This window comes from Actinopolymorpha alba DSM 45243, from assembly GCF_000373925.1.
In the GTDB taxonomy this organism is placed as follows: Bacteria; Actinomycetota; Actinomycetes; order Propionibacteriales; family Actinopolymorphaceae; genus Actinopolymorpha; species Actinopolymorpha alba.
Genome location: NZ_KB892739.1, coordinates 1 through 26,085 on the forward strand (window position 1 = coordinate 1; position 26,085 = coordinate 26,085).

Below are 26,085 nucleotides of genomic sequence, written 5' to 3' on the forward strand. Positions count from 1 at the left end.
CGTCGGCAGCCTCAAAGGCGTCTCCACCCCCAGGCTCCGGCAGGAGTCCCCCGGACACATCCGCAAATACCTGTGGGGTGAACACTTCTGGTCCCCGTCCTACATCGCCGCATCCTGCGCAGGCGCCCCGCTCGCCGTGGTGAAGGAGTACACCGAGAACCAGAAGCATCCCGACCGAGGCAGACAGCGCAGACCCGTGCGTCCGTGCAAGTCACCCCGGCTTTAAGAAGCGACTCCACCCCGGGCCTGAAGGCCCGAGGTTCCTCGCTAGATCCTACTGAACTCCGCGGTCCGCCTACAAGGATGTCCGCCTCGAACGGGCAGAGCGTAGCCCCACGCGACGCGGATGTCAGATTTCCTGGGATTCCTGTCCGCCGGACGCCTGCGCCGGACGGGCTCCTCGTCGAAGTCGTCCACGCGACAACAACCTCCGCAGAGGCTGTCCGGCATGCGGTGCTCGACGGATTCGATCCTGACCCTGTTGGTCTGAACGTCGTTCAGGCGTTCGTCGACGGCATTCCCACCCACGGGCACGGATGGGTGGATGCATGGAAAGGTACGCGCCGCAACCCGATCTTGCTAGGGCGTTCAGCGGGACTCGGCTACCCACCACCGCGCTTTGTAGAACTGGGTGCCAGGCCTGGTCCGCGTGGTGTCGGGTCCGAAGAATTCCACCGTGTCGGTGCACCAGCTGGTTGCGCAGCCGGCTTTTGGTCTTGTCTGGAGTATCTGACCGGTCCCAGGATTCGTGCTCACCGACTTGACGCCGACACGGTCGAGTTTGTCAGAGTCGGGATAGTCGGTGGTGAATTCGTCCTTAGAAACGCTGTACTGGTAGACGCGTGAGCCGGTGGTCACCCAGAACCTGTCTGGGTTCCCATAGACCGGCTGGAGATCATGCCCCCACAGAGAAGGGAGCTCGGTCGAGCGAACCTCGGTGAGGGTGGGCTGGGCGGGCGTGCCACCGTACTTGAGCGCAACAATGTGATGGCCGCCCAGGGCCCAGATCATGCGGGTCTCAGGGTCCCATTGCACGCCGTGGGCATCAGGAAGGTTGTACTGCACGTAGGTTTGTGAGTTGGCTCCCTGGGACGCGGTGTAGACGCGTAGCCAACCTCCAGTGCTGGCGGCTACGGCGACGTTCCCGTCCGGGAGTAGCTCGGCGGAGTGGGGATTGTCAAGAGGGGCTATGCCGTCGTCAGCGTTCACCGACCATTGCCTCTTGCCCGATGGGTATCGAATCAGGCCGACGAATCCATACGATGCGGTCGCTAGTACGAGACGAGTGTCGTACTTCCTGCTGTAGCGCAGCTTGGCCTCGTCCACCAACCTCCAGCCCGGTGTCGGTTCCGTGAAACCGTCAGCAGCGGTCGGCTGCCATGCCCACTTCAGCGCCTTGCTGTTGTTCGCTTCGTTCCAGTTCTCGACCGACGGGTCGAGAACAAGAATTCGTTGTGATGCCTGGTCCGTGCCTGCGACCAGGTACTGCTGTTCGTCGGCAGCCGCCCCAGCGGACGTCGGTGCCCCTGACAAGATTCCGGCAGCTACCGAAACCATCCCGATAAGCGCACAGAGCCGCGTTGTGGCAGTCCATCGCATGAAGGTGTCTCCTCACGTTCTGCGGCTGTAGGGATGGCTACTGCTCTACCACAAGCGTTTGCGGTGTGGGGCGACCTGCCGATCATGGTCGCGCCGACCACTCGTCCTCAAGGATGCTGAAGAGCTCAGAGTCCCGCCATCCGTCGCGGATCAGCATCGTGTGTCGCATCCGGCCTTCGTACGTCATGCCCAACTTCTTCAGGACACCGGCCGAGGCGAGGTTTCGCGGATCGCAGGTGCCATAGATGCGGTGCAGATCCATCTCCTCGAACCCGATCGTCAGAAGACCGGACCCAATCTCTGTCCCGATCCCGCGTCCCCAAACCAGTGGATGCACAACGTATGAGATCTCGCCCTGCCGGTGCCTATCCTCGACGTTCAGCTGACCGAGGCCAAGGATCTGGCCGTCGACACGCGCGGCGTAGACGAACCACTTCTGCGGGCTGTCAGTCCAGGCGTTCACCGCCGCTTTCACAAACCCTTGCGTCTGCTCCTCTGTATCGGGCCCATAGGGCTGGTACCGGCAGGCCTCCGGAAGCTTTGCCCAGGAATGCACCGCCATCCAGTCCGTTATACGCAGCGGTTCCAGTCGTACACTCGGCATCCGGCAACCCTGCCAGCGCAACACGACCCCCGCGAGATAATTACTGAACGACGACGACGCCGGCAATCGACCTGACTCCCGAACGCATCGCCTGCGAGATTCGATTCCCCTCAGTCGCCCCGAGGCTCCTCGTGGATTCTTCTGCTGAGGAGTCAGCAAGTAGCCTCCGACGGCGACCCGACGCAGGACCTCGCATCCTTCGACGCGAGGTTCCAGCGCTACGGCTCCCCACGAAGCACACTCAATCCAGCCTGCCTGGTGATGACGCTGTGCCCAAAAGCCCCGAACTGGCCTCACATCCGCGGCGCCCCAACAAGATCGTGGAAACTCCAGGGGGTCATAGCACCCCGGAATCTCCACGATCACACACGGCCAGGCTCCTGGCGCCGAACGAGATCGGCGCGCTGATCGACGGATCATGTCACATTCGAGCCGGCCCATTCGTCTTATAGGTAAAGGAGGCTCCATGCTCAAGTGGATGATTCGCCGCAAGCTCCGCGCATTCGAGCGTCAGCATGGCTATGACTCATCGTTCATGCACGAAGTGCTCGACACCGACCTCAGGGCGTTTCTCAAGTTCGGGTTCGCGACCGGCATCGGCACGTACCGCAAGGACGTCCCGCTCGACGTGTACTTCGCGGCGGGGCTCACCTCGGCGATGCACGCCGATTGCGGGCCGTGCACGCAGCTCGGCGTCGATTTCGCGCTGCAGGCCGGTGTCCCGGCGCCCACGATCGCGGCGGTCGTCGCCGGCGACGAGGCTGCGATGTCGCGCGACGTCGCACTCGGCGTCCGGTACGCGCGAGCGGTGATCGCTCACGACCCCGAGGCCGACGTGTACCGCGAGGAGATCGTGCAGCGCTGGGGCCCGCGGGCGTTGCTCGCGCTCGCGTTCGGGATCATGAGCGCGCAGCTCTATCCGACGCTGAAATACGCGCTCGGCCACGGCAAGGCATGCACACGGGTCGTGGTCGCCGGTGAGACCGTCACGCCGCGGCAGCGGGCGGCCGGGACCATGTGAACAAGTGGTCCCGGAACGCCGCCCGGCGCGATGACGGCGACCGATCTCCACTCAGTAGCAGGCTCAAAGCGGCGTACAGGGTGAGGATGTTGCTGAACCACAGCAGTGCGGCGTGCACCGCGCCGATAGCGAACAGCGCGGCCGACCGGCGCAGCAGGCGCGGCACGGCCGGGGCCTGGGCGCGGGTGGCGGCGTCGATCTGCAGGGTGAACGAGTAGCCGAACAGGAACGAGAACAGCACGAAGAACTTGTTCACGAAGGCGGTGTCCACGATCACGGACACCGCCTGGTCGATCGGGCTGTCGAAGGTGTAGGTGAGGTCGAACGTCCCTCCCTGCATGCTCCGGATCCCGGTCACAGCGGCGACGACGTTGGTGATGAGGATCCCGAACAGCGCGAGGCTGCGGATGGCGTCCACTTCGCCGATGCGGCGGCCGGTCTGCACGCCGGGTTCAAGGTCAGTCGTTGTGGCCATGGGTGTCGTGAACCTCCTTTAACCCCTGGTAGATCCATGAGCTGTCCGGCGGTTGGGGTGTTCTCGATGTAACGGCTGGTGGGGCGGACCGATGGAACGTTTTACGAGTCCACCCACTGGGTGTCGAAGAGACGCCTTAGCAGCGGTGCGGTGTCCCGCGGCGCGTTGCGCAGCCGGACCAGGATCAAGGAATCGGCGAGTTCCTCCAGCGCCGCGTCGATGACGTCCAGATCGGACCGGCGCAAGGAGGGAGCTCGGCGGGCAAGCCGCCGCAGTTCGGCGTCGATGACGGTGCGGCTGTGCTTGTGCACGTAGGAAACGAGATCCGACGTGGGATCCTCCGAGCACGGGGCCGGCTGTCGAGCAGGGCACGATGAATCAGTGGCCATGGCTTGGGTTCCTGGCCGAATCGACGCCGCGGGCAGTGTGCGAGTGGCCGAATGGCGTGGTAACACCGTCGTAGCGGAGCCGCAGCATCATTCCCTGATGTGCGTGCGGCAGATTGTGGCAATGGTTCATCCAGATCCCGGGGTTCGCGGCCTTGAATGCGACCTCCCACACCTCTCCTGGGCGGACATCGAATGTGTCCACCCACAAGGGACTTCCGGACGACGGAGTCCCGTCTCTGGACAGGATCAGCACCGGATGGCCGTGTAGATGCCAGGGATGCGTTTCCAGGCTCCGGTTGACCACGGTGAACCGGACGAGATCGCCTTCGGTGACGAGCTGGTCCGGGATCGACGGGTGCCCCCGACCGTTGACCGTCTGTGCGTACGCCAGCCCACCGTCGACCATGGCCACACCACGGTCCAGGACGATCGTGAACTGCCGGTCAGGGGCATCGGCATCGAACGGCGCGGCGACGGGAGTTCCGTAGTGCAGAAGGTCGAGTTCGGGCCAGCCCGAGGTGTCTTCGATGGCCGGCGTTCCACCGGCTGAGTCGGCCTGCGGGCGCAGCCGCACCCCGCCCTCGCGATCGTTGTCGAGCACGAGGGCCACGGCGGTGTCGGGCATACCGAAGACCAGGTCGTACCTACCGCCCGCAGGCAAGCGAAGCTTGACGCCTCGGACCTCGCCGGGCCGGTTGAGATCCCGGCCATCGACGGCCGCCACCCGGAACGGCGTTCCAGCCAGCGCGAACCAGTGCGGAACTGAATCGGTGTTGATCAACCGCAGTCGCACCGGCGTACCGGCTGGCGCGGTGTGTTCGGTACGCCCGTCCTGATCCGCGATCACCATGATGCCGTCGAACGTGTGCACCGGCAGGGTCAGATCCAGCTTCTCTGCATCAGCCGCTTCATCCCCCTGCCGTCTGTCGCGTGGTGTCACGACGAGGGTCCCGTACAGCCCTCTGCGCACGCCGCGGTGCGAAGCCTGGTGGGTGTGGTACCAGTAGGTCCCCACCTGGTCGGCACGGAACTGGTAGACGAACTCCTGCCCAGGGGCAACGACGTCCTGCGTTACGCCCGGTGCGCCATCGTCACCGCAAGCCACGTCATAGCCGTGCCAATGCAGGGTCACTCCGTCCTCGATGTCGGTGTTGCGCAAGGTGACCTTGATCAGATCACCTTCGGTGGCGGTGATCGCCGGACCGGGCACCTGCCCGCCATAGGTCCACGCATCGATCTCACGACCGGACGGGAGTCTGACCCTGGCCGTCTGGGCGGTGAGTTCGTACTGCCTCCTGGTGCCCCCCGGAGTCGGTCTGCGGGCACCGCGCAGATCGGTCACTGACACGGCGGCTCGGGAGCCGGACAAAGGACTCGGACCGCCTCCAGCAGTGACGGATTCAGCAGGCATGAGTGACAGTCCGACACCGGCGCCCCCTGCACCCACCACGACCGCGCCACCTGCAACGGTGATGAACCGGCGGCGCGAGAACCCAGGGTGGCTGTCAGCGGTCTTCTCGGCCGGTGCCGCGAGCACTCGCGCGGTCAGCAGGGCGCCCGCGCCCACCAGCGCGATGGCGATCAGCGCGGTGCCCCAGGTGAGGGGGTACCCGGCCAGGAAGGTCACCACGAGGCCTGCCAGCGCCGCGTAAGCGGCGGCAAGTAACGCGACAACGTTACTTGCCGGCACCGGTTTGCTCGGCGTCCGCCTCGTATCGAGTAGCCGCGGGCCAGCGATCAGCACGGCGGCCAATCCGGTGACCGCGAGCAGCGGCAGCCCCAGCAGAACCTTCTCCTGTACGAACCACCAGCCCCGGCCGGCCAGCATCGCCACCGTGACCACCCGGCCAAGGATCATCAGCACGGCCGCCGCCAGGAGAGCGAACGCGAGCCGGGCGCGCCGGATGGCCAGGGTGACACCGGTCGCGAACCATGCGGCGACGCTCAGCAGTGCGACCGCATGGTCCAGGAGAATCAACTGACTCGTTGTCATGACGCCGGCTGAGCGGATCCCGCCGCGGAACCGGCCGCCCTGGCGTCCTCGCCCGTGCCGGCTCCTCGAGTGGGCGCCGCGGGTCCCGACAGCTCTCGCGTCTGCCGGATGATCCTCCCGACCACCCCCATGATGATCAGGCCGTTGACCGCGTGCAGACCGAAGACGAGCTTGCCGGCCGTCGTGCTGGTGTCGCCCGCGTCATTGAACGCCTTGGCGATCAGCGCGATCACACCCTGGACAACCCCCAACCCGGCGACCAGACCGGTTGTCCCGATGAGCCGCCCGGGCATCCGCGCCAGCGCGGCGACCAAGGTCGTCAGAACCGCGATGAGGACGATCCCGTACCCCAACCCACGGTGCGGCTGGAATGCCTCGTCGTTGGGCGCGCTGTCGAACGCACCCATCGCGGCAAAGTAGAACTGCACGACGATGGCCAGCATCAGCAGGCGCGCCATCACCGCAAAGACCTTACGCATGGGGAGAACTCCTTCAGGTTGGTTGAATCGCAGTAGGCGGGTTCACGTAAGCGATGGTCCCGCCGACGATGCCGTCGCCGCCTCCGACAGTGGATGGCAGTGCCTACGCAGATCTGCGTAGACAACTCGTGCAGAATCGCGCTCGTCGTCGTAGCTCGTCGCGCGGTTGAGAGGGAGCCCAGCACCTACGATGCGGCTTCAGGGAACCTGGGTTTGGCTGGCGGCCACGACCGTTGACGTCCCTGATCTTTCGGAGTGCCGCTGGGCGATCCGCAGCGAAGCGAGGAGTGCGAGGAAGAGCATGCCGTAGACGGCGAGCAGGATGGAGGTTTCGTAGATGTCGCTGGTTTGCCAGGTGTGGCCGGTGGCGTCGGTGACCGTGGTGCGGTCGCTTTTGAAGTACGCGGCGAAAAATGACAGCGTCGTTGCCGCGTAAAGAATGACTGCTTGAAGGTCACTGACGGTTCGTGTCCGCGCTGCTGATGGCGCCGGGCCGCGGCTGCGCAGGTAGAGGGCGAAGGCTTGCATGTACAGGTAGACGGTGAACGTCCAGCCCAGGAAGTTGACGAGAGGTACGCCGAAGAAGCCTCCGCCGTTTTCCCAGATCCACCATTGGTTGATCGTCGCGCTGCTCGGGTCCATTGCCAGGTCCCAGGCGGTCATGGCGGACGCGCCGACGATCGGGGTACCGATCGTGGTCAGCCAGGGTGAGTTGCGGTGGACGTCGGCGAGCAGGCTCGTGGCGACGATCCATGCCAGGTAGCCGATGGCCAGGTAGGCGGGGCCGATGTACCACGGCACCTGGAAGATCTTGCCGTCTCCGGTGTAGTGGTAGTGCCCGAACGGGAAACCGGTCTGGATGCTCAGGTTCTCCAGAAGGTTACTGATCACTAAGCCCGCCACGATGAAGACGGTGATAGCGCGCCACCCGTAGCGCCGCGAGCCATGCAGCGCAAGAAATCCGACTTGCACGACGATCAGCGGTATCCCAATTCCGGGAATGAACATCGCCGCGATCAAGCCGGCTGCGATGAGGGCCGTGAGGACTGCTGTAGTCATGAAGACCTCGCGGGGATGGACTTGTGGAGGCGGCTGAAGGTCGCTTTGCTGCTTGTTGCCTGGGCTGTGGACATATGGCTTCGCCTTGGTCAATACGGACATTCGGTGGTCACACGGTGCATCCGGTTTGTCTTGATGACCCTGGTATCTGGGAAGATTTCTGGGACCGACGTGTGCCCGCTCAGCGAACGGCATCCAGTTCGCGGGCTGTGCTTACGGAGACGTCCGTACGTCCTTTCACGGGATCGATCGTCGCGCCGTCGAGGCGGCCGTGGCCTCCGACAGCGGATGGCGTCGCCTACGCAGATCTACGTAGGCGAAGCTGCTCTGATCGCGCTCCTCGTCGTAGATGGTCGCGCGTCTGGCTGGAGCCGGTTCCCCGCGCGGGAACCCTATGATGACGGGATGCAACGCCGAGCACCGTCGTTCCGCCTGCCTGTCATGGCGCAGGACGTGTTGCTCGCGCTCTTCATCACCGTGATGCAGGTTCAGGGCATCGACCGCGTAGCCGGAGAGTCCGTGTCACGGCCCCTCACCGATCTCGGGTACCTGGGATACGCCCTGCCGATCGTGAGTGGCCTGGTCATTGCCGTCCGCCGCCGGTGGCCGGTGCCAGTGTTCGTCACGACCGCCCTCGCCAGCCTGGTTTACTACGGCTTCGACTTCCCGGACGCACCCACCTGGCTCGGACTCTTCGTCGCCCTGTACACGCTGACCGCCTACGGCGATGGGCGCCGGTCGCTGGTGACAGCTGGCGTCGGTATCGGGGTGCTGACCGTCGCTTGGCTGGTCTTCGCGGCTGACATCGAGCCACGCGCCGCCATCGGATGGGTGTTCTTCCGGATCGGGGCCTCGGTCATGAGCGCCGCCCTTGGCGAGTCGGTCCGGTCCAGGCGATTCATCGCGGCCGAGGCACAGGAGCGCGCTGAGCGCGCTGAACACACTCGGGAGGAAGAAGCACGCTCGCGGGTTGACGCCGAACGGCTGCGGATCGCGCGCGAGGTCCACGACACCGTCGCGCACGCCATCGCGATCATCAATGTCCAGGCCGGTGTCACCGCACACGTGCTCGACAAGCGGCCCGAACAGGCTCGCGAGGCGCTGATAGCCATCGAGCAGACGAGCTCGCAGGCGTTGCGGGAGATGCGGGCCATCCTCGGGGTCCTTCGCGACGCCAACGACGGGCGAGTGCCGCACCCGGGCCTGGGGCAGATCGACGAACTCACCGCGAAGGCGCGCGATGCCGGACTCGACATCAACCTCGAGGCAATGCCGCCAGCGGTGCCACTACCGAGCGCGGTTGGCAGCGCGGCGTACCGAGTCCTGCAGGAGTCGATCACCAACGTGATCCGCCACGTCGGCCCGACCCGGGTGACGGTAGCGCTGGACTATGGAATCGATGTCTTGGAGGTCCGTGTGAGCGATGAGGGTCGCCGAGGCGCCCCAGCTGGTGGGCCTTCGGACTATCGTCCACGGGCCCAGCATCCGACGAGCAACGGCACCGGTCGCTCGGCTGAGCCAGGCCGCGGGATCCTTGGAATGCGCGAACGCTGCCAGCTCCTGGGAGGAGAACTCACCGCCAGGTCGCTGCCGGGCGGAGGGTTCGAAGTCAAGGCGAGGTTGCCCCTGGCGCCGACCGGAACGGCGCACCTATGAACGCCGCAGCCGCATCGTCGCCTGGCAAGGCTCCGATCAAGGTTCTGCTCGCCGACGATGAGGGTCTTGTGCGATCCGGGTTCAAGGTCCTGCTCGACGTCGAAGACGACATCGAGGTGGTCGGGGAAGCCACCAACGGTGCCGAGGCCGTCGAACGAGCCCGCGCCACCCGCCCCGACGTTGTGCTCATGGACATCCGCATGCCAGAAATGGACGGGATCCAGGCGACCAGCCAGATCGCCAAGACGCACGGCCTGCAGAAGGTCCGAATCCTGATCCTGACCACCTACGACACCGATGCCTACGTTTTCGAGGGGCTGCGAGCCGGCGCAAGCGGCTTCCTACTCAAAGACGCCGGACCGGCCGAGCTCCTTCATGGCATCCGGGTCGTCGCCGCCGGAGACGCCCTGCTCGCACCGCGGATCACCCGACGCCTGATCGCCCAGTTCACCACGCAACGAACAGCCGCCCAGGACGGGGAGAACCGACTGGCCGTGCTGACCCAGCGCGAGCGTGAGGTGGTGGCTCTGGTGGGGCGCGGAATGAGCAACGACGAGATCGGCGCCGAGCTGTTCCTCAGCCCGGCGACCGCCCGCACCCATGTCAGCCATGCGATGGTGAAACTGGGTGCACGTGACCGCGCGCAGCTGGTCGTCATCGCGTTCCAAACAGGACTGGCCAGCCCTTGACCATGGAGCTGCTCGCTTCAGCGATGCGTGGCGGCATCGCTAGCTAGCAGGTCTTCCCACACGCTGTCGGGTCCGGGGCTGACAATTTCGGTGGTGCCGGTGTCCATGCCGGTGAAGGTGAGATCGAATTCCGCTATCTCGAACGGCTTCGGTCACCGTCGCCGTCGTCACACCACCGAGCTCCACGAGAGAGCTCCCCAACACAGCAGAGTGTCGGCCGACGAAGACGAGGACGCCCACCTTCTCTGAACTTTCCCGAAACTCCTCCGGCGGGTTCGGGTGACGGTACAACCAGGTGCGCGCACCGTCGAACACGCCGAAAGTCAGGTGCGGTCCCGATCTTTCGTTGCCAACAGTACGAAACCACCGGGAAGCTTGCGGAGCCTCTCCTGCTGCTCGGCCGGGAGCTCTGGCCTGTCGTTCGGATACTCGTCCAGGAGTTCGATGCGCATACCTGCCCACGCAAGTGCCGTGATGATATCGCCGAGGGGCCAGCGGAACTCCACGGTTCCCGGCATGATGTCGTCCGGTCCGGTGCCGGCCAAGCCTGGCGGGCCGGCAGCGTTCCACTGTGGCCGATCCCGCCGAAAGTAGTCCTCAACGGCTACGTACCGGCTGCCGTCGTACTCGAGGCAGATGAAGAGCGGATGGATCTCGTCGACGAGCAGACGCCCACCCATCTTCAACGACGATGTGACGATGCCGGCCCATCGCTTGATGTCTGGTAGCCAACCCAAGGCTCCGCAGCTCAGGAAGACCACATCAAACCCACCAGCCAGCAGCTCAGGAGGAAGCTGATAGACGTCCGCCGCGACGAAGGTGGCATCCAAGCCTGCGAGCTTGGCCTTACGGCGAGCGTGCCTGATGTTTTCCGGCGCGATGTCCACACCCGTGACCCGCGCTCCAGCGAGGGCAAGGCTGAGAGTGTCTTCGCCGGATGCGCACTGCAGATGAAGTACGTCGAGACCGCGCCAATCCGAGATGGGCAGCTCGTTGGCGGGTAGGTTTGCCTCACCCTGCGCGAACAGCTCTCCCGAGTGAAGGCCTTCACCGCGTACGAGAGCGATCGTGTCCCACGCGTGACGATTGACCTCGGTAAATCGGGCGATCTCGGCGGGTTCCATGCCAGCGAGGATAGGGCGACATGGGCGGAATCGGCCAGCCAATTGGTGAAGCTGGCCGGACGCCTCTGGTGATGCATCGATGCGAGATCGTACATTGAACCTACACGGTTTGGTGTAACCTTGCGCCAAAGCCCGCCTGCGCAAGGAATCAGCGTACGGCTAAGGAATCGTTGTCCCTCTGAACGGATGAGGAGGTCGCCATGCGTGGCACTCACGAACTGCCCCAACTGTCAGTGCCACTGAGCGTCCGCGGAGGGACAACGAAACCTCATGGCGTCTTCGCCCCGTTCACCTTTAAACCTTGGAATCGTCGCCCATGTTGACGCCGGCAAGACCAGCCTGACCGAACGCCTGCTGTTCGACGCGGGCGTCATCAGCAAACTAGGCAGCGTCGACAGGGGTACGACTCAGACGGACACTCTCGATCTGGAACGGCGACGCGGCATCACGATCAAGGCGGCCGTGGTGTCCTTCACGATCGAAGAGGCAAAGATCAACCTGATCGACACGCCCGGGCACTCCGAATTCATCGCGGAGGTCGAGCGCGCCCTCCTCGCGCTCGATGCCGCGGTGCTCGTCATATCTGCGGTCGAAGGGGTCCAGGCTCACACCCGGGTTCTCATGCGTACCTTGAAGAGGTTACGCATTCCGACCGTGTTCTTCGTGAACAAGGTCGACCGGATGGGCGCCCAATACGACAGGTTGTTAGGCGACATCGCAGCCAAGCTCACACCTCAGGTGATCGCAATGAGCCGAGTGAGCTGCCTTGGCGCGAAGAACGCGACCGTAACTCCCTGCACGCTCGATGACGACCAACACCTCGAGCAGATCGTGGAAGTCCTTGGGGAGAACGACGAGTCACTGCTCGATGCGTACCTCTATAGTTCACGGGGCCTCGACGGCGCCTTCCTGGAACGAAACCTGGCAGCTCAGACCAAACAAGGTCTGGTGCATCCGATCTACTTCGGCTCAGCCATCACGGGCGCTGGGGTTCCCGATCTCGTCCGAGGAATCCGCGACCTCCTGGAACCAAGCGCCCCACCAGGCGAGGAGCTGAGCGGTGCCGAAGACTTGAGCGGCACGGTGTTCAAGATCGAACGCGGTCGGGCCGGCGAGAAGGTCGCCTACGTCAGGCTGTATTCGGGTGCGATCGGCGTCCGCGACCGCGTCGTCTTCTCAAGGCGAACAGCACACGCAAACGTCAACGAGTACGAGGGAAAGGTTACGGCCATCCATGTATTCGAAGATGGCCGTACGATGCAAGCCGCCAAGGTGTCCATGGGAAACATCGGCAAGATCTGGGGACTCGCAGACATCCAGATCGGCGATCAGCTCGGCCGCTCCAAGCAGGCACGTGCTGAGGCGTCCTTTGCGCCACCCACGTTAGAAACAGTAATCAAATCAAAGCATCCCGACGACCGGATCGCGCTCCATGCTGCGTTACAAAAACTTGCGGAGCAAGACCCGCTGATCAATATTCGACGAAACGACCTCGCTCAGGAAACAACCGTCTGCCTCTACGGCGAGGTGCAAAGAGAAGTCCTCGAAGCCCAGATCGTCGAAGAATTTGGCATTGAAGTCGAATTCGAGGAAACTCGGACTATCCATGTTGAGCGCGTTATCGGCACTGGCGAGGCGTACGAACATATGGGCCTACATGAGCACGTCCCCATCGCCGCGACCGTAGGCCTGCGCATTGAGCCAGCGCCACCTGGCGCCGGGGTCACCTACGAAGTCGGCATCGAACCCGGCCTGCTCTTGCGGGTCTACCACACTGCAATCGAGGAAACAGTGTACGAAACTCTCCACCAAGGCTTGTTCGGCTGGGACGTGCCCGACTGCAAGGTGACATTGACTCTTGGAGCGTACGACAGCATCGGCAGCACGGGTGGCGACTTCCGCGCGATGACGGCACTCGTCCTGATGGCGGCCCTCCTACAGGCCGGCACGCAGGTCTGCGAGCCGCTCAACCACTTCGAACTGGAGGTCCCCAAAGACACGGTCAGCGTCACCATGGCCAAACTCATCGAACTCGACGCCACACCCGAAAACACCACCATCCAAGGAGAGTCGGGCCATCTCGACGGCAGGATTCCGGCACGAGCTGTCCACAACCTCGAACGCCAAATCCCTGGACTCACCAGGGGCGAAGGGATCGTCCTCACCGAGTTCGCCGGCTACCGCCCAGTCACCGGCACCCCACCCCGTCGCGCTCGCACCGACGCCAATCCGCTCAATCGCAAGGAATACCTCAGCCACCTCGCCAAGCGCGGATAACGAGGTAGCGATCGGCGAGTTTCCCCCCAACGGCCACCAGCGTCATCGCCGCGTGACTGGAGGACGTGCGCCCAGAGCATCCCAGATGGTGAGCGCATCCCGAATAGCGGCGACGTCGTGAGTGCGGATGAAGTCGACCCCCTGGCGCGCGGCATATAGTTCTGCAGCGAGACTCGCAGGGCCGATGTTGTCCAGATCACGACCAGTGAGGGAGCGTAGGAACGACTTTCGGGACGGCGAGACCAGGACCGGCAGTCCGAGCTGAGACTTCAACGCGCCGATCCGGGCCAGAGCCATCAGCGAGGGCTCTGGAGTTCTGCCCAGAAAATAACCGAGTCCGGGATCGATGATCAGCCGTTCACGGCTGACACCGGCCCTTTGTAGTGCGGCCAAGCGCCCCCTGAAGAACCCCTCGATGCCCTTCCACACCGTTTCGGCAGCGGTCAACACTTCGGTGGCTGGCCCTCTGCGTTGCACGGAATGCATGACGATCAGCCGACATCCCAGGTCGGCCAACTCCCGGTAGCGGCTGGCATCGGGGAAGCCTTGGATGTCGTTCAGGTACGAGGCGCCGCGCGCGGCGGCAAAGCGTTGGGTCTCAGGCAGGAACGAGTCAACCGACACCGGTATGTCCGCGGCTACCAGCTCGTCGATGACGTCAGCCAGCCGCCGTATCTCTTCATCAGCGGTCACCCTCTGGGCGCTTGGATTGCTCGCCGCCGGGCCAAGCTCAATGATGTCGGCGCCCGCCGCACGCAATCGCCAAGCATGCGCAATCGCGTCCTCGGCGGCCAGGAACCTGCCACCATCCGAGAACGAGTCGGTGGTGATGTTGACGATCCCGACAAGCCGAGGCCGACCCGAGGGTACTACCGCGGAATCAAGATGTTGGACCATAGCCGTGTCTCCCAGGTCGATCCCAGAAGCCCAGGCGCACGGCACAACATCCCTTTGATGGAGCCGCTCCCCGATGGTTACATCCATCTCAAGTCGCCAGTCACGGCTCAACCGCAGTCTACTGGTCACGCAGAGCGGATAGGAAGATCTACGTATGCCGGTTGACGATCTCTCGGCAGGCGGTCGCCCATTCGATTGCGTGCCGCGCTTGATCTCGTCGGGCCGCTGGTAGTGCGAGATCGGTGAGGTGCACCGACTCCTCAGCGATCAAGGCTGTCTGCTGACCGACCATGGCATGTACGAGTTCCTCAACCCACGGATGGCCGTAGCCATAGCGCACTTCCCGAACCTGGTCGGCTTGCTGCGAGATCGGGATCTGATCTACTGGATAGATGCACCAACTCCACGCCATGTAGGCAACATCGTCGATGCGATTCCCAGGGCCAGCAAAGTCCCAGTCGATGAATGCGACCGGGTAACCGTCTTGGAACAGGGTGTTTGTAGAGCCCGCATCGCCATGGGTGATGCATTCCTCTCCGTCGGCGAGAGGATGCCCCGCGGTTATGTCATGGAGATCACGGAGCATTCTGGCACCCAGCTTGGCTGCGCCACACGCACGCTGGCGTGGGTGATCCGAAATGCTGCCGGGGATGTACGTGAAGATGTCCCGACCAGCCTCGTCAATGCCAAGGTATCGAGGCGCAAAGGAATACCCGACGGACTCCAGATACCCCAGCAGCGACGCTACATACGTCGAGTGCGGGCCCCGAGTCCGTCGGACCGTCGAGCCGACGCGTACAACCTCATCCGTCAGGTGGCCACCAGCGAGGGGCTGCTCATTCATGGCCTCCATCATGGAGGAGGTACGACCTTGTTGCCCAGCAGACCACCGGACCGCCTGGACCAGCTACAAGCGGCTAAGGAAACCGAGTTGTGGGGTGGGCACTGGGCCTTCGCCGCGTTCGCCGGCATCTGCGCCGCCACCGCAGTCATCGCCACTGCCAGTCGCGGAGTACGAAAGATGCGCCCGCTCGAAGAACTCCAGGCCGACAGGACTCGCGGGCATCGGCGGCCGGCAGAACCCGCTTGACGGATCGTGGCCGTCATGGGCAGGCTGGCCGAGTCCTCGACAACGGAGCAGCAGGGGAAGGAGGTGCGGAGTTGAACCTGCCGGTCATGCCCGCGCCATCGCCCCTACCGACCCGCTGAGCCCGCGGACCAGGACGGTGGCCCACCAGCCCCTTCGGAGGCCACCTTGTCCGATCGGTTGCCCGATCCTTCCGATCCTTCCGTCCGTCGTGCGTTCCTCGACGGGCTCGACGTTCGACCCGACCCGTTCCAGCTCCACGCCATGGATGGGCTCGACGACGGCCACTCCGTCCTCGTCATGGCACCAACCGGCGCGGGTAAGACGTTCGTCGCCGACTACGCGGTCGCACGCAGCCTCGCCGCCGGAACCACCGCCGTCTACACCACACCGCTGAAGGCACTCAGCAACCAGAAGTACCGCGACCTCTCCGCCCGACTCGGCCAAGACCGCGTCGGGCTCATCACCGGAGACCGGACCGTCAATCCTGGTGCCGCGGTGCTCGTCGTGACGACGGAGGTGCTGCGGGCCATGTTGTACGAAGTGCGGGCGGCGCGGCACGAACTCGAAACGACAGCGATGTCGGAGGGGGTCCACCCGGCTTCCCCACCGCCGGCACTGGCCCGACTGGGTGTCGTCGTACTCGACGAATTTCACTACCTCCAGGACACCGAGCGCGGCGCGGTCTGGGAAGAGGTCGTGATCAACACGCCTGCCGACGTGCCCCTCGTGTGCCTGTCGGCCACGATCCCGGACGTCGCGCTCGTGCACGACTGGCTGACAAAAGTCCACGGCCCGACCGAGCTGGTCGTCGCGGACCAGCGGCCGGTGCAGCTCAACCATCTCTACGCTGTTGGCAATCTGCGCCGAGCCGCGCCGATGCTGCTTCCGGTGTACGTCGACGGACGGCTCAACACCGCGGCCGAACTCCTCGACGGTACGCGCCGCGACACCCGAGGCGAGGGTCTGCGGGCCCGCGACCGGGACCGGCCCGTCCCACCGTCCCGGCAGGACCTGATCGAACACCTGCGGGCAAACAACCTCGTACCCGCGATCTGGTTCGTCCTGTCAAGGTCAGGTTGCGACGAGGCGGTCACCGACTGCCTGGCCAGTGATCTCCAGCTCACGACCGAGGCGGAACGGGTACGGATCCGGGCCCTGGTCGGCGAATCGCTCGCCCGCTTGTCGAGTGGGGAACTCCGCGCGATCGACGCCCCCGGCTGGCAGCACGCGCTCGAGTCCGGCGTCGCGGCCCACCATGGCGGGTTGGCGCCGGTCCAGCGCGAGGTCGTCGAGGCGGCGTTCGCCGAAGGACTTCTGAAGGTCGCCTTCGCGACGGAGACGCTCGCGCTCGGCGTCAACCTGCCCGCCCGCACCGTCGTGATCGACCGTGTCATTCGCGCCAGTGGGGAACTGCTGGATGCGGGCGAGTTCGCCCAGCTCTCCGGCCGGGCCGGCCGCCGCGGCATCGACGACGTGGGGCAGGTGGTGGTTCCGTGGTCGCCGCATGTCCCCTTCCACCGGGTCGCCGCGATCGTCGGCGGGCACCTCGCGGCCATCCGGTCGGCATTCCGGGTGACGCCGGCAATGACCCTCAACCTCGTCCGCATAGGTACGCCGGACGAGGCGCGCGCCGCGGTCGAGTCATCGCTGCGGCATCGCTGCGCGCTGGATCAGGCGGCTGTCCTGCGTACCGATCTCGCCACTCGTCAAGGCGAGCTTGACGACCTCACCGAGCAGCTCGAGCTGTCCGACCTGGCCGAACCCGCCGACCTCACCGAGCAAGCCGAAGCCGCCAACCTCGCCGAATCCGCCGACCGGACCGAGCAAGCCGAAGCCGCCAACCTCGCCGAACCCGCCGACCGGACCGAACCCGCCGACCTGGCCATGGAGCTGGCCGGTGTCCGCCCGGGCGATGTCGTCGTCGACACCGGACGGACGTCGTACGGCCCGGTCGTCGTCCTGGCCGTGGGTACCAAGCGGGGCGCCACCTGCGTCGAGGCCATCCACACCAGCGGGCGGCGCCTCCAGCTCACGCCGTCGAGCCTGCGCGGCCGCCCGGCCGTACTCGCCCACCTCGACCTGCCGGACTGGGAGCCGACCCAACGTGGCCACGCCAAACGGGCCGCCGACGCGCTGGCCCAACTCGACCTCCCACTCGCTGGACTCGAACACGCCACCTCGCCCATTCCGCATCCCCACGCGAAGCCAGCCGCACCTGGACGACGGCTCGCGGCGCGACGCAGCCGGCTGGCCGCGACGGTCGAGAGTCTGGAGACGTTGGTCGCGGAGACGACCGACGGTGTGAGGACAGAGCTCGACCGGGTGATCCGCCTCCTCCGCCGCCGCGGACACCTTGTCAACTGGACCTTGACACCGTCGGGTCAGGCGGTACGGCGGCTGTTCCATCCGTCCGGACTGCTGCTCGGGGAGTGCCTGGTGGCCGGAGTTCTGGACGGACTGGAGCCCGCCTCACTCGCGTCGGCCGCGTCGTGGTTCACGGCGCGCAGCCGCCTTGGCGGGCCACCCTCGACCGGTATCGCCACACCGGAACTGGCCCGGCGATGGGAAACCGTTCGTGCCATCACCCGGGCAGTCCAGGCCGACGAGATCGCCGAAGGGCTGTCCCCCACGCCGCACCCCGAGCCCGCGCTCGGCGTACCCGTCCACCGCTGGGCTGCTGGTTCGCCGCTCGACGTCGCGGTGGGCGCCAGCGACGTCCTGGTCGGAGACGTCGTACGCGAGATACGCCAGGTGGCCGAACTCCTCGACCAACTGGCAACCGTCCCTGGAAACCACCAGACACCCGCGCGGGCCGCCGTCGTCGCGTTACGCCGCGGCGCCGTCGTCGCGGCTGACGAACGAACGACGCCCGACGGAACGGCGTACCCAACACTCCTGCTCAGCACCCCGGTATCGAACTGAGTGCCGACCAAGAGGCCTGCGTAAAAAGCCGTTTGCCAGGCTTTGCCGGCATCGCTTACGGTGCTGGCGTCAGGTTTGGAAGGGGGTGACGGTCATGTCCGATCGACTGACAGCGTCGCCCGAGAGCCGCCCCCAGGCCTGACAATCAGCCGGGGCCTCGCTGCTGAGACTCACAGTGGAGGCCCCACATGCAGCTTTCCCTCCTGCTTCGCCTGCGTCCCTTCCTCCTCGCCGGGCAACGGTCGAGGCTTGCTCTCTACATCGCGTTGTTGCTGGCTTCGGCGCTGCTCGCGGTCGCGGTCCCGCTGGCCTTTCAGCGCACCGTCGATGATGGACTGGCAATCGGCGCCACAGCGGTCGCGCTGACGTGGACCGGCGTCGCCCTGGCACTCGGTCTGATCGCCGCCGGGGCGGCTGCCGTCGCGAACGCCGCGGGCGCCGATATAGGTGGCAGAATCTCAGAGGCGCTGCGGTTGGCGCTGTTCGAGCAGATCACCGCCCAGCCGTACGCCTTCCATGCGCAGTCCAAGGCCGGTGCCGTGGTCTCCCGACTGACGCGCAGCCCCTCAGCGGCCAGCAACCTGATCCAGTCGGTCTTCGGCACCCTGATCGGCCAGGGAGTGCTGTTGGTTTTGGCTGTGGTCACGTTGGCCCGGATCAATGTGATCGCGGTTGTAGTGGTGTTGGCGATGGTGCCGCTATTTATGATCCCGCTGCGCCTGTTCACGAACCGTATTTATGCGGCGGGGCGCGAACAAACCGCCGCCACCAGCGAGGCCGAGCATTTTCTGACCGAACGACTCAACGTCGAAGGCGCGGTGACCCGTCACCTGCTCCATTCACACCCGGCCGAGTCCGCGGCCTTCGCCGCCCGGGTCGCGAGGATCCGGACGGCATTGGTTCGGCGCAATGGCAGCTTCTACGGATCCCAGTTCTTCACCTCCGCCCTCGCCGCTCTCGGCGTGGCTGGCGCCTACGCTGCTGGCACGCTGCAGGGCGCATCAGTAGGACAGGTTGTCGCGATGGCCGCCCTGGTGAAGCTGATCTACGACCCCCTTGTGCAGATCAGCATCCAAGGGCTCGGCCTGAGCGGCGGCATCATCGAACTGGAGAGGATCTTCGCGGTGCTGGACCTGCCGGTGCAGCAGCCTGCAGGTAACCGGAGGCTGGGGGCGCCAGCGACGCGGCTCGCCTTCGAGCGTGTGTGGTTCCGGCATCCAGCGCCCGGAACGGCAACCCTTCCTGACCTCGCCGCGGACACCACTACGGTGGGCGAACACGACTGGGCGGTGGCCGACCTCACGTTCTCATTGGTGCCGGGTGGTACGACGGCCCTGGTCGGCCCCAGCGGAGCCGGCAAAACCACAACAGCCCTGCTTGCCGTCGCGGTGCATCAGCCGACCCGAGGTCGGATCATGATCGACGACGTCGATCTGGCTGATCTGTCCCCGGCGTCGCGGCATCGGGCCATTGGCATGGTGACTCAGGACGTCTTCGTCCTCCACACCAGCCTCCGCGACAACCTCACGGTGGCAGGCCCCGAGGCGACCGACGACCAGATCCTGGAGGCCCTGCACCGCGCCCAACTCGCCGGCCTGATCGACACGCTGCCGCAGGGGCTCGACACTGTGGTGGGTGATCGCGGATTTCGGCTGTCCGGCGGAGAACGTCAACGACTCAGCCTTGCCCGGCTCTTCCTGGCCGATCCGGACATCGTGATTCTGGACGAGGCCACGGCCCACCTGGACACGTTGACCGAGGCCGCCCTCCACAACGCGATGACCCACCATCTTGCCGGGCGAACCTTGCTGATCATCGCCCACCGACCGAGCACGATCGAGAACGCCGATCGCACCATCCGTCTCGATCACGGCCGGGTCGTCGCCATTGATCCAGATCGAAGGATCACGCGATGACCGAACCCCCTTCGATTTCCAAGCCGAAAGCGGGGTCCGATTCTCACTCATACGACAGCCGTCGATCGTGACCTTGGCTGCGTCTTGTGGGTATCGAACGCTGGAGTCGATACCGCGGGCGCCATCAATGCCGAGGTGAAGTCGGCGTGGTTAGGGGCGCGGCGATGCTCGTTGATATACGCCGGGTCCCGGAGCATCCCACCACTGTGCGTCTTGCTCTGCAACGCCGTTGGCCAACCTCGCGCCCGTCGTACCGTCTCGCCAATGCGGACTACCGGATTGAGATTCCCGCCGGTGAGGACTTCTTCTGGCACGGTCTAACGCTACAGCCGACAGCCAGTGGATCGATGGAGCCGGCGCCGCGCAAACCCGCGTGCACCAGCCGCCAGCTCTTTATGACAGCAACGGAAATCGACCGGCCTGAGACCCGAGTTCACTTCGTTCGTGCTCCGTAAGCGATCGTCGGCCGGTACCAACCTCGAAGAACTGCTGGTCGTCCCAATCGAGACTGACGGGCGGTTCCCCACCCAATAGCGCTACGAGGACTGGCCGCGTCACACGCAAGGCGGGTTCAGTCGTCCACGGCGAGCGGCCCAGCGTCATTGCGGCATCAATTCCATGCGCCGCCAAGGAGATCACCCGCGTGAGCAGCCAATCCCCGAGTCTCATGGCCCCGACCCGGTTGATCTCCACCACCCGTTCGAGTTCGACCTCATCCGCCCACGTCACGATGGAATGCACCATGGAGTCGAAGTACTCGGGCGCGGTCGTATGCCCGACGAGGATGCGGGCATGCCTTTGGGTGCGCTCGACATTAAGTTGGCGATATTCCGTCGTGGACCGTTCAGGCCGGCGGTAGTAGTCCGCCGCTTCTCGCGGTGTAGCAGCTTCCGGCGCTCTCGGAAAGTCACCAGACCGCACGCTGTCGGCCGTGTGGACGACAAGCTCCGCCAGAGTCCATGGCGGACAGTTGGTGAGGCGAGCGAATTCCTGCTCCGACACATCACGAAGCGCTTCACTCATCGCCCGTCCCTCAGCCGTCAATGCCAGCCGGATCTCCTTCATGCGCGGCAGCCTAGCCCGGATGCCTGGTGTGCAATCCGCGTACAACAAGCACGCTCGATCCGGCGCTGAACGTGGCCGGAAGAGGCCATGAATTCTGTCGGGCGCCCGCGGGGTCGCGTGTGGCAGCGTCGAGCGCATGGCGCGATTCGATCTGGTTCCGGTGCTTCGGAGGTATCTCCTGCATGCCCGACTGTTGTGGCGGGTGGCTCCCGGGCCGACTGTGCTATGTGCGGTACTGACGATGCTGTCAGCGTTGGCGAGTACGGCGGTGTTGGTGACGACGGGCCGGCTGGTCGGGGCGTTAGCGACGGCGATCTCCTCGGGTCCAGGCTCGGCGGCGGCAGGTGCCGCTTGGTGGTGGCTGGCGGCGACTGCCTCAGCACTGGTGATCGGTCCCGTGTCATCGTCAGCGGTGGCCGCGGTGGCTGAGGGGATCTCGGCGAAGTACCTGGTCGCTGTGTCGGACATGACGATCCAACTCGGCACCGACCCATACGGCATCGGTCACCTGGAGGACCCCGTTATCGCGGGGCGTCTCGATGCGTTGGCGCGAGCACCGCAGGATTGGTTGTTTGTCACCGGTATCAACGGCGGCTGGCTGGTGCTGGCCGAGCGGCTCAGCGGTGTCGGTGCGTTCGTCGTACTGCTGGAATGGTCTTGGTGGCCGCCACTCATCGTGGTCTTGGCATGGCAGATCAACGCGCGGACGATGGCGCGATATATAAACGACGTCTTTGACGAGATGTTGACTGCGACAGGCAGCGGCCGGCGCCGGGCGACGTACTTGCGGTCGCTACTCACCGCGGGCACGACCGCGAAAGAGGTACGCCTGTTTGGGTTGGTCGACTGGCTGGCCGATCGGTACCTCGCGACCTGGCACACCACAATGGCTGTGGTGTGGGCCCGTCGGACCAAAAGCCTGCGGCGAACCATATGGTCAGCGGTGATCGTGCTGGCAGCGAATGCCCTCGTGTTCGGTCTGCTCGCGCGCGATGCGTGGATCGGCGGCGTATCGACTGGCTCGCTGGTGACTGTCGCACTGTCGATCCTGGCGCTCGCAGCATTCGGCAGCCTGTATCCGAGTAACGGGTTCGCACGAACCACCTCTGTGCTCGCCGAGGTGGTTACGACGCGCGTCCAACGCGGTTTGTCACCCCTTCCCGACCGTCGAGGCAGTGCCATCCCGGCGCCAGCACGACCACTGCCGGTGCGTCCGCAGCCTGTGGCGGTGGACCTGCAGGACGTGACGTTCGGCTATGCGTCCCGCGCCAATCCAACCCTGGCGGGGTTGACCCTGCGTATTCCGGCAGGCCAGTCCGTCGCGCTCGTGGGCGTGAACGGTGCCGGCAAATCGACGCTGATCAAGCTCCTGTGCGGCCTGTATCGACCGCAGTCAGGAACAGTTCGGATCGACGGCGCTGACCCCGGCGTCGATGTCACGGCTCGGCGCCGAGTGAGCGCCATCTTCCAGGATTTCGTTCGCTACCAGCTCCCGCTGCGCGACAACGTCGGCTTCGGCGCAGAGGCGGTCGCCGATCACGCCGTCCTCGAACACGCTCTTCACGATGCTGGCGGGGCACAACTGCTCGACGAGCTCAGCTTCGGATGGGACACGATCCTGTCCGCGGAGTACGCCAAGGGCACCGACCTGTCCGGCGGGCAGTGGCAACGGGTAGCCCTTGCCCGCGCATTCGCCGCCCTGTCCGCCGACGCGGGGCTGCTGGTCCTGGACGAGCCCACCGCCGCCCTCGACGTACGCACCGAGGCGGCACTCTTCGATCGTTTCCTCCAGGTGACTCGGGGCGCCACCACGATCCTGGTGTCGCACCGCTTGTCGAGTGTCAGACATGCCGACCGGATCCTCGTACTCGACAATCCCGACGGAGCCGGCGCCCGCGTCATCGAGGACGGCAGCCACGACGAGCTGCTCGCCGCAGGCGGCGCGTACGCGGAGATGTTCACCCTGCAGGCATCACGCTTCGCAGCTGCCGGGAGCGAAGGAGCGACCCGATGACGCGCATGATGCGGTCACTGTGGCTCCTCGCAGCGACCTCCGCGAAAGTCAGTCCGTGGCAGTCGCTGGCATGCCTGGGTGAGCCGGTCGGGCGTGTCCTGCAGCTGCTGCAACCCCTGTATCTGGCGTGGTTCGTCACCGGTATCGCCGAGCATGAGCTGGGGCTCGTCCTCTCGGCTGCTGTCGCGTTCGTCGGGTCAGTTGGTGTGTCACTGGCGCTCGGCATCATCGGCATGGACGCCCGTGGCAGGCAGCAGGAACGAGTCGGCACCTTCTTCGCAGCCCGGATCGGCCGCATCACGGGCGCCATCCCGACCCTGGACCACCTCGAGTCCCCGCGCTACCTCGACGAGTTGCAGGTAATGCGGGAGAACGAAGGTGCCCTGGGTCTGGCGCTCAACCAGTTGTTGAACGCCGTCAGCAATCTCATCTTCGTCGTCGGGACGATCGCCTTGGCCATCACGGCCGACTGGCGGTTGCTGCTGGTCGCGTTGGCGGGTGCGCCGGCCGTGGTCGCCACCCGGTGGGCAGTGGCGTGGCGGGCCTCGGCAGAAACGAAGTCCGCCGAACCTGGCCGGTTGGCCAGCCACCTGCTCGGCCTCGGCCTGTCCGCAGCGCCTGGCGCCGAGCTCCGCGTCTTCGATCTCCAGGGCACGATCCGCGGCCGTCTCCGAGCTGCGACCTCGCTCTGGCGAGCACCGCTTGTCGACGTGGCCCGCCGACAAGCCGTCCTTGACATCGCCGGAAACGTACTGTTCTTTGGCGTCGCGATAGCCGTCTCGGCCTGGATGGTGCGCGACGCGATCGGCGGCACCGTGCTGCTCCCCGACCTGGTCCTATCTTTGATGCTCATCGGTCGGCTCCAAGCGACAAGCAGCATCGTGCAAAACTCGATCCACGCTCTGGCGGACATGATCCGCACTGCGAACCGCTACCTCTGGCTCCTCGACTACCACCAGCAGCAAGCCCGCGCCCACAGCGGAACGGCGATGCCACCGGCGGCCCTGACCAAGGGGATCCGCCTGGACCACCTCACCTACAGCTACCCCGATGCCGCCCGCCCCGCCCTCGACGATGTGTGTCTCGACCTACCCGCCGGCGCGATCATTGCTCTGGTTGGCGAAAACGGGGCGGGCAAGTCAACCTTGGTCAAGCTGCTCACCGGCCTGTATCGACCCACAGCCGGCGCGGTTCTGCTGGACGGGGTCGACCTGGCCGACCATGATCTGACCGCCTGGCGCACACGCGTCAGCGGCGCATTCCAAGACCATGCCCGCTTCGAACTCCCTGCCGGTGATGCCATTGGCGCCGGCGACCTGGCGCACATCAGCGACGGGGACAGGATTCACCACGCCCTCCGCGCCGCCGCGGCCGAGGACGTACTTGCCGCCCTTCCCGATGGTCTCGACACCCACCTCGGATCACAGTGGCAGAACGGGGTCGACCTGTCAGGTGGCCAGTGGCAGAGACTTGCCATTGCCCGCGGCATGATGCGGAGTGAACCACTCCTGCTCATCCTCGACGAACCCACCGCCGCGCTCGACCCCGCCACCGAACACAACCTGTTCCAGCGGTACTCAGCGGCCGCCCACGACGCCAGGCGGCAAGGCGGCATAACCCTGCTCATCACCCACCGCTTCTCCACCGTCGCCGCCGCCGACCTCGTAGTCGTACTCGACCACGGTCGCATCCTCGAGCAGGGCACTCACAAGGAGCTCATAGCGGCAGACGGGCAGTACGCCAACCTCAACAAACTGCAGGCCCATGGGTACCGCTAACACCATCAAAGTCGCTGGATGGCTGTCGCGGGGACTGTGCATCTTACGGTGTTTCCGGCCCGACACGCTGCCCGTGGTAAACCAGTTGGCGGCGGTGCACGCCCCCGAGAAGATCTTCTGCGTGATTCGAGCCTGAGCCTTGGTGTGCAGTCAACGCCCAGCGTTTCGAACGCACCCGCGTAGCCGCATGGTCAGGGGGCGACCGAGATCGGTCGCGCCGCCGGTGGGCCTCCCTCCTGCGGGAATGGCAGCTTGCGATCATCCTTCTCAGAATCGGATCACTCATGTCTTCTACCGTCGACGCGCCCGTAAAGGGCGCGCGGCTCGGCGACGCTGTCGACGATGTCGCCTTCGGGCACCCCTACCTCATGGCCGGCACACTGATCATCCTCACCACGCTGCTCACTATCCCTACTCTCCAAAGGGCCGCTGCTTCCCAAAACACCTCCGTAAGCGTCGAATGACGAGCCGTCCCACCCGAGTTCGAGGCAGTCAAGGCGACCCGGTCCTCACTCGGGAATGGAGCGCCGGGTTTCTGCCAGGTCAACGCAACTCGCGTCGATGTCCCAAACCCTGTGCAACCAATGCGGTCATCTGACCGTGTACAAGAACGGATGACTCTCGTGGTCGGAATAGACGGCACAGTCGGTGCCCGCGTCACGAAGCCAGGCGGCGCCGAGTCCGACCACAAGGTCCTTCGCGGCAGCGAGATCGTCCACTTCGATGTCCAGGTGGATTTGCTGCGGGCGTGCAGGATCTGGCCAGTGCGGCTGCTCCCCCGTTGCTCCTTGGAAAGCGAGAGTAGGACGCCTCCCAACCTCGACCTTGATCGTCACCCACCCCACGAGCACGCCTGCGCCCGATGCCGGTTCCTCCGTGCCAATCCCGCGCAACTGCCGCGGATCGTCGACATGATCAACAACACCGGAGAACGTCTTCAGGAAGCCCGGGACCCCACCTGGCTCGGCGAGGTCGCCGCACTGGAGGAATCATTGCAGCACCTACGCCGTCGTCATGATGAGGCACAGGCCCGTGATC

At 65.2% G+C, this 26,085-nt stretch carries 22 protein-coding genes and 1 riboswitch; of the genes, 10 read left to right on the forward strand and 12 right to left on the reverse strand.

Features of this window, described 5'->3' with window-relative positions; all coding sequences use genetic code 11:
• Positions 1–226 (forward strand): transposase (locus B141_RS39365; protein ID WP_020574464.1); only part of this gene is annotated, 226 nt, incomplete at its 5' end.
• Between the two features lie 362 nt (positions 227–588).
• On the opposite strand, the gene B141_RS0107130 is transcribed toward B141_RS39365, so the two are convergent.
• Both B141_RS0107130 and B141_RS0107135 read right to left on the reverse strand, forming a co-directional pair.
• Positions 589–1,599, reverse strand: coding sequence for a DUF6528 family protein (locus tag B141_RS0107130; RefSeq protein WP_026256988.1), 1,011 nt, complete (start codon positions 1,597–1,599; stop codon positions 589–591).
• An 82-nt stretch (positions 1,600–1,681) separates the two neighbouring features.
• Positions 1,682–2,203: a GNAT family N-acetyltransferase gene (locus B141_RS0107135; protein WP_026256989.1), complete on the reverse strand. Its 522-nt coding sequence runs from the start codon at positions 2,201–2,203 to the stop codon at positions 1,682–1,684.
• Between the two features lie 466 nt (positions 2,204–2,669).
• Here B141_RS0107135 and B141_RS0107140 point away from each other — a divergent pair, with 466 nt between their 5' ends.
• Positions 2,670–3,224 (forward strand): hypothetical protein, encoded by a 555-nt coding sequence (locus tag B141_RS0107140; protein ID WP_020574467.1) that lies wholly within the window; start codon positions 2,670–2,672, stop codon positions 3,222–3,224.
• Here the strand turns inward: B141_RS0107140 and B141_RS39370 are convergent.
• From B141_RS39370 to B141_RS0107165, 5 genes are all read right to left on the reverse strand, one after another.
• Positions 3,190–3,699 carry a DUF418 domain-containing protein gene (locus B141_RS39370; protein ID WP_020574468.1) on the reverse strand — a complete coding sequence of 170 codons (510 nt, stop codon included), beginning with the start codon at positions 3,697–3,699 and terminating at the stop codon, positions 3,190–3,192. The two genes, B141_RS0107140 and B141_RS39370, sit on opposite strands and share 35 nt — an antisense overlap.
• Positions 3,700–3,800: 101 nt before the next feature.
• On the reverse strand, positions 3,801–4,010 hold the full coding sequence (locus B141_RS0107150) for a hypothetical protein (RefSeq protein WP_020574469.1): 210 nt from the start codon (positions 4,008–4,010) through the stop codon (positions 3,801–3,803).
• Positions 4,011–4,077: 67 nt separating this feature from the next.
• Positions 4,078–6,081, reverse strand: coding sequence for a multicopper oxidase family protein (locus B141_RS0107155; protein WP_040420627.1), 2,004 nt, complete (start codon positions 6,079–6,081; stop codon positions 4,078–4,080).
• A complete protein-coding gene (locus B141_RS0107160; protein ID WP_020574471.1) occupies positions 6,078–6,560 on the reverse strand; it encodes a DUF6220 domain-containing protein in 483 nt (160 codons plus the stop codon). Before B141_RS0107160 ends, B141_RS0107155 begins: the two co-directional genes overlap by 4 nt.
• A gap of 198 nt (positions 6,561–6,758) precedes the next feature.
• Positions 6,759–7,712, reverse strand: a complete 954-nt coding sequence (locus B141_RS0107165; RefSeq protein ID WP_157180855.1) for a carotenoid biosynthesis protein — start codon at positions 7,710–7,712, stop codon at positions 6,759–6,761.
• A gap of 312 nt (positions 7,713–8,024) precedes the next feature.
• Here B141_RS0107165 and B141_RS0107170 point away from each other — a divergent pair, with 312 nt between their 5' ends.
• Together B141_RS0107170 and B141_RS0107175 are read left to right on the forward strand one after the other, a co-directional pair.
• A complete protein-coding gene (locus B141_RS0107170; RefSeq protein ID WP_026256990.1) occupies positions 8,025–9,275 on the forward strand; it encodes a sensor histidine kinase in 1,251 nt (416 codons plus the stop codon).
• Positions 9,272–9,964 (forward strand): response regulator transcription factor, encoded by a 693-nt coding sequence (locus B141_RS0107175; protein ID WP_020574474.1) that lies wholly within the window; start codon positions 9,272–9,274, stop codon positions 9,962–9,964. The genes B141_RS0107170 and B141_RS0107175 overlap by 4 nt, the downstream gene beginning before the upstream one ends.
• 323 nt (positions 9,965–10,287) lie before the next feature.
• Here the strand turns inward: B141_RS0107175 and B141_RS39375 are convergent, their stop codons facing one another.
• On the reverse strand, positions 10,288–11,088 hold the full coding sequence (locus B141_RS39375) for a class I SAM-dependent methyltransferase (RefSeq protein ID WP_020574475.1): 801 nt from the start codon (positions 11,086–11,088) through the stop codon (positions 10,288–10,290).
• A 270-nt stretch (positions 11,089–11,358) separates the two neighbouring features.
• On the opposite strand from B141_RS39375, the gene B141_RS0107185 reads away from it, so the two are divergent.
• Positions 11,359–13,365: an elongation factor G gene (locus B141_RS0107185; RefSeq protein WP_020574476.1), complete on the forward strand. Its 2,007-nt coding sequence runs from the start codon at positions 11,359–11,361 to the stop codon at positions 13,363–13,365.
• Positions 13,366–13,407: 42 nt separating this feature from the next.
• Here the strand turns inward: B141_RS0107185 and folP are convergent, their stop codons facing one another.
• Positions 13,408–14,262, reverse strand: a complete 855-nt coding sequence (gene folP / locus B141_RS0107190) for a dihydropteroate synthase (RefSeq protein WP_020574477.1) — start codon at positions 14,260–14,262, stop codon at positions 13,408–13,410.
• 21 nt (positions 14,263–14,283) lie between these two features.
• Positions 14,284–14,376, reverse strand: a riboswitch (ZMP/ZTP riboswitch).
• Positions 14,377–14,410: 34 nt separating this feature from the next.
• Positions 14,411–15,106 (reverse strand): aminoglycoside phosphotransferase family protein, encoded by a 696-nt coding sequence (locus B141_RS39380; protein WP_157180856.1) that lies wholly within the window; start codon positions 15,104–15,106, stop codon positions 14,411–14,413.
• 411 nt (positions 15,107–15,517) lie between these two features.
• Here B141_RS39380 and B141_RS0107205 point away from each other — a divergent pair, with 411 nt between their 5' ends.
• Both B141_RS0107205 and B141_RS0107210 read left to right on the forward strand, forming a co-directional pair.
• Positions 15,518–18,274 carry a DEAD/DEAH box helicase gene (locus B141_RS0107205; protein ID WP_157180857.1) on the forward strand — a complete coding sequence of 919 codons (2,757 nt, stop codon included), beginning with the start codon at positions 15,518–15,520 and terminating at the stop codon, positions 18,272–18,274.
• Between the two features lie 188 nt (positions 18,275–18,462).
• A complete protein-coding gene (locus B141_RS0107210) occupies positions 18,463–20,190 on the forward strand; it encodes an ABC transporter ATP-binding protein (RefSeq protein WP_020574481.1) in 1,728 nt (575 codons plus the stop codon).
• Between the two features lie 393 nt (positions 20,191–20,583).
• On the opposite strand, the gene B141_RS0107215 is transcribed toward B141_RS0107210, so the two are convergent.
• Positions 20,584–21,255, reverse strand: coding sequence for a maleylpyruvate isomerase N-terminal domain-containing protein (locus B141_RS0107215; protein WP_020574482.1), 672 nt, complete (start codon positions 21,253–21,255; stop codon positions 20,584–20,586).
• A 136-nt stretch (positions 21,256–21,391) separates the two neighbouring features.
• On the opposite strand from B141_RS0107215, the gene B141_RS39385 reads away from it, so the two are divergent.
• From B141_RS39385 to B141_RS0107230, 3 genes are all read left to right on the forward strand, one after another.
• Positions 21,392–23,269 (forward strand): ABC transporter ATP-binding protein, encoded by a 1,878-nt coding sequence (locus tag B141_RS39385; protein ID WP_020574483.1) that lies wholly within the window; start codon positions 21,392–21,394, stop codon positions 23,267–23,269.
• Positions 23,266–25,047, forward strand: coding sequence for an ABC transporter ATP-binding protein (locus B141_RS39390; protein ID WP_020574484.1), 1,782 nt, complete (start codon positions 23,266–23,268; stop codon positions 25,045–25,047). The genes B141_RS39385 and B141_RS39390 overlap by 4 nt, the downstream gene beginning before the upstream one ends.
• A 284-nt stretch (positions 25,048–25,331) precedes the next feature.
• Positions 25,332–25,511 carry a hypothetical protein gene (locus B141_RS0107230; RefSeq protein WP_020574485.1) on the forward strand — a complete coding sequence of 60 codons (180 nt, stop codon included), beginning with the start codon at positions 25,332–25,334 and terminating at the stop codon, positions 25,509–25,511.
• A gap of 126 nt (positions 25,512–25,637) precedes the next feature.
• Here the strand turns inward: B141_RS0107230 and B141_RS52710 are convergent, their stop codons facing one another.
• The gene (locus tag B141_RS52710) at positions 25,638–25,898 is read right to left on the reverse strand and encodes a VOC family protein (protein WP_420313578.1); all 261 of its coding nucleotides are present in this window, start codon (positions 25,896–25,898) and stop codon (positions 25,638–25,640) included.
• Positions 25,899–26,085 lie beyond the last annotated feature (187 nt).

Coding starts and splice junctions, on each gene's coding strand:
- folP (WP_020574477.1), bottom strand. CDS start 14,262: ATGGTCCAACATCTTGATTCCGCGGTAGTACCCTCGGGTCGGCCTCGG.
- B141_RS0107130 (WP_026256988.1), bottom strand. CDS start 1,599: ATGCGATGGACTGCCACAACGCGGCTCTGTGCGCTTATCGGGATGGTT.
- B141_RS0107160 (WP_020574471.1), bottom strand. CDS start 6,560: ATGCGTAAGGTCTTTGCGGTGATGGCGCGCCTGCTGATGCTGGCCATC.
- B141_RS0107185 (WP_020574476.1), top strand. CDS start 11,359: ATGGCGTCTTCGCCCCGTTCACCTTTAAACCTTGGAATCGTCGCCCAT.
- B141_RS39385 (WP_020574483.1), top strand. CDS start 21,392: ATGGCGCGATTCGATCTGGTTCCGGTGCTTCGGAGGTATCTCCTGCAT.
- B141_RS0107230 (WP_020574485.1), top strand. CDS start 25,332: ATGTCTTCTACCGTCGACGCGCCCGTAAAGGGCGCGCGGCTCGGCGAC.
- B141_RS39380 (WP_157180856.1), bottom strand. CDS start 15,106: ATGAATGAGCAGCCCCTCGCTGGTGGCCACCTGACGGATGAGGTTGTA.
- B141_RS39375 (WP_020574475.1), bottom strand. CDS start 11,088: ATGGAACCCGCCGAGATCGCCCGATTTACCGAGGTCAATCGTCACGCG.
- B141_RS0107155 (WP_040420627.1), bottom strand. CDS start 6,081: ATGACAACGAGTCAGTTGATTCTCCTGGACCATGCGGTCGCACTGCTG.
- B141_RS0107170 (WP_026256990.1), top strand. CDS start 8,025: ATGCAACGCCGAGCACCGTCGTTCCGCCTGCCTGTCATGGCGCAGGAC.
- B141_RS0107210 (WP_020574481.1), top strand. CDS start 18,463: ATGCAGCTTTCCCTCCTGCTTCGCCTGCGTCCCTTCCTCCTCGCCGGG.
- B141_RS0107215 (WP_020574482.1), bottom strand. CDS start 21,255: ATGAAGGAGATCCGGCTGGCATTGACGGCTGAGGGACGGGCGATGAGT.
- B141_RS39370 (WP_020574468.1), bottom strand. CDS start 3,699: ATGGCCACAACGACTGACCTTGAACCCGGCGTGCAGACCGGCCGCCGC.
- B141_RS39390 (WP_020574484.1), top strand. CDS start 23,266: ATGACGCGCATGATGCGGTCACTGTGGCTCCTCGCAGCGACCTCCGCG.
- B141_RS0107135 (WP_026256989.1), bottom strand. CDS start 2,203: ATGCCGAGTGTACGACTGGAACCGCTGCGTATAACGGACTGGATGGCG.
- B141_RS0107175 (WP_020574474.1), top strand. CDS start 9,272: ATGAACGCCGCAGCCGCATCGTCGCCTGGCAAGGCTCCGATCAAGGTT.
- B141_RS0107140 (WP_020574467.1), top strand. CDS start 2,670: ATGCTCAAGTGGATGATTCGCCGCAAGCTCCGCGCATTCGAGCGTCAG.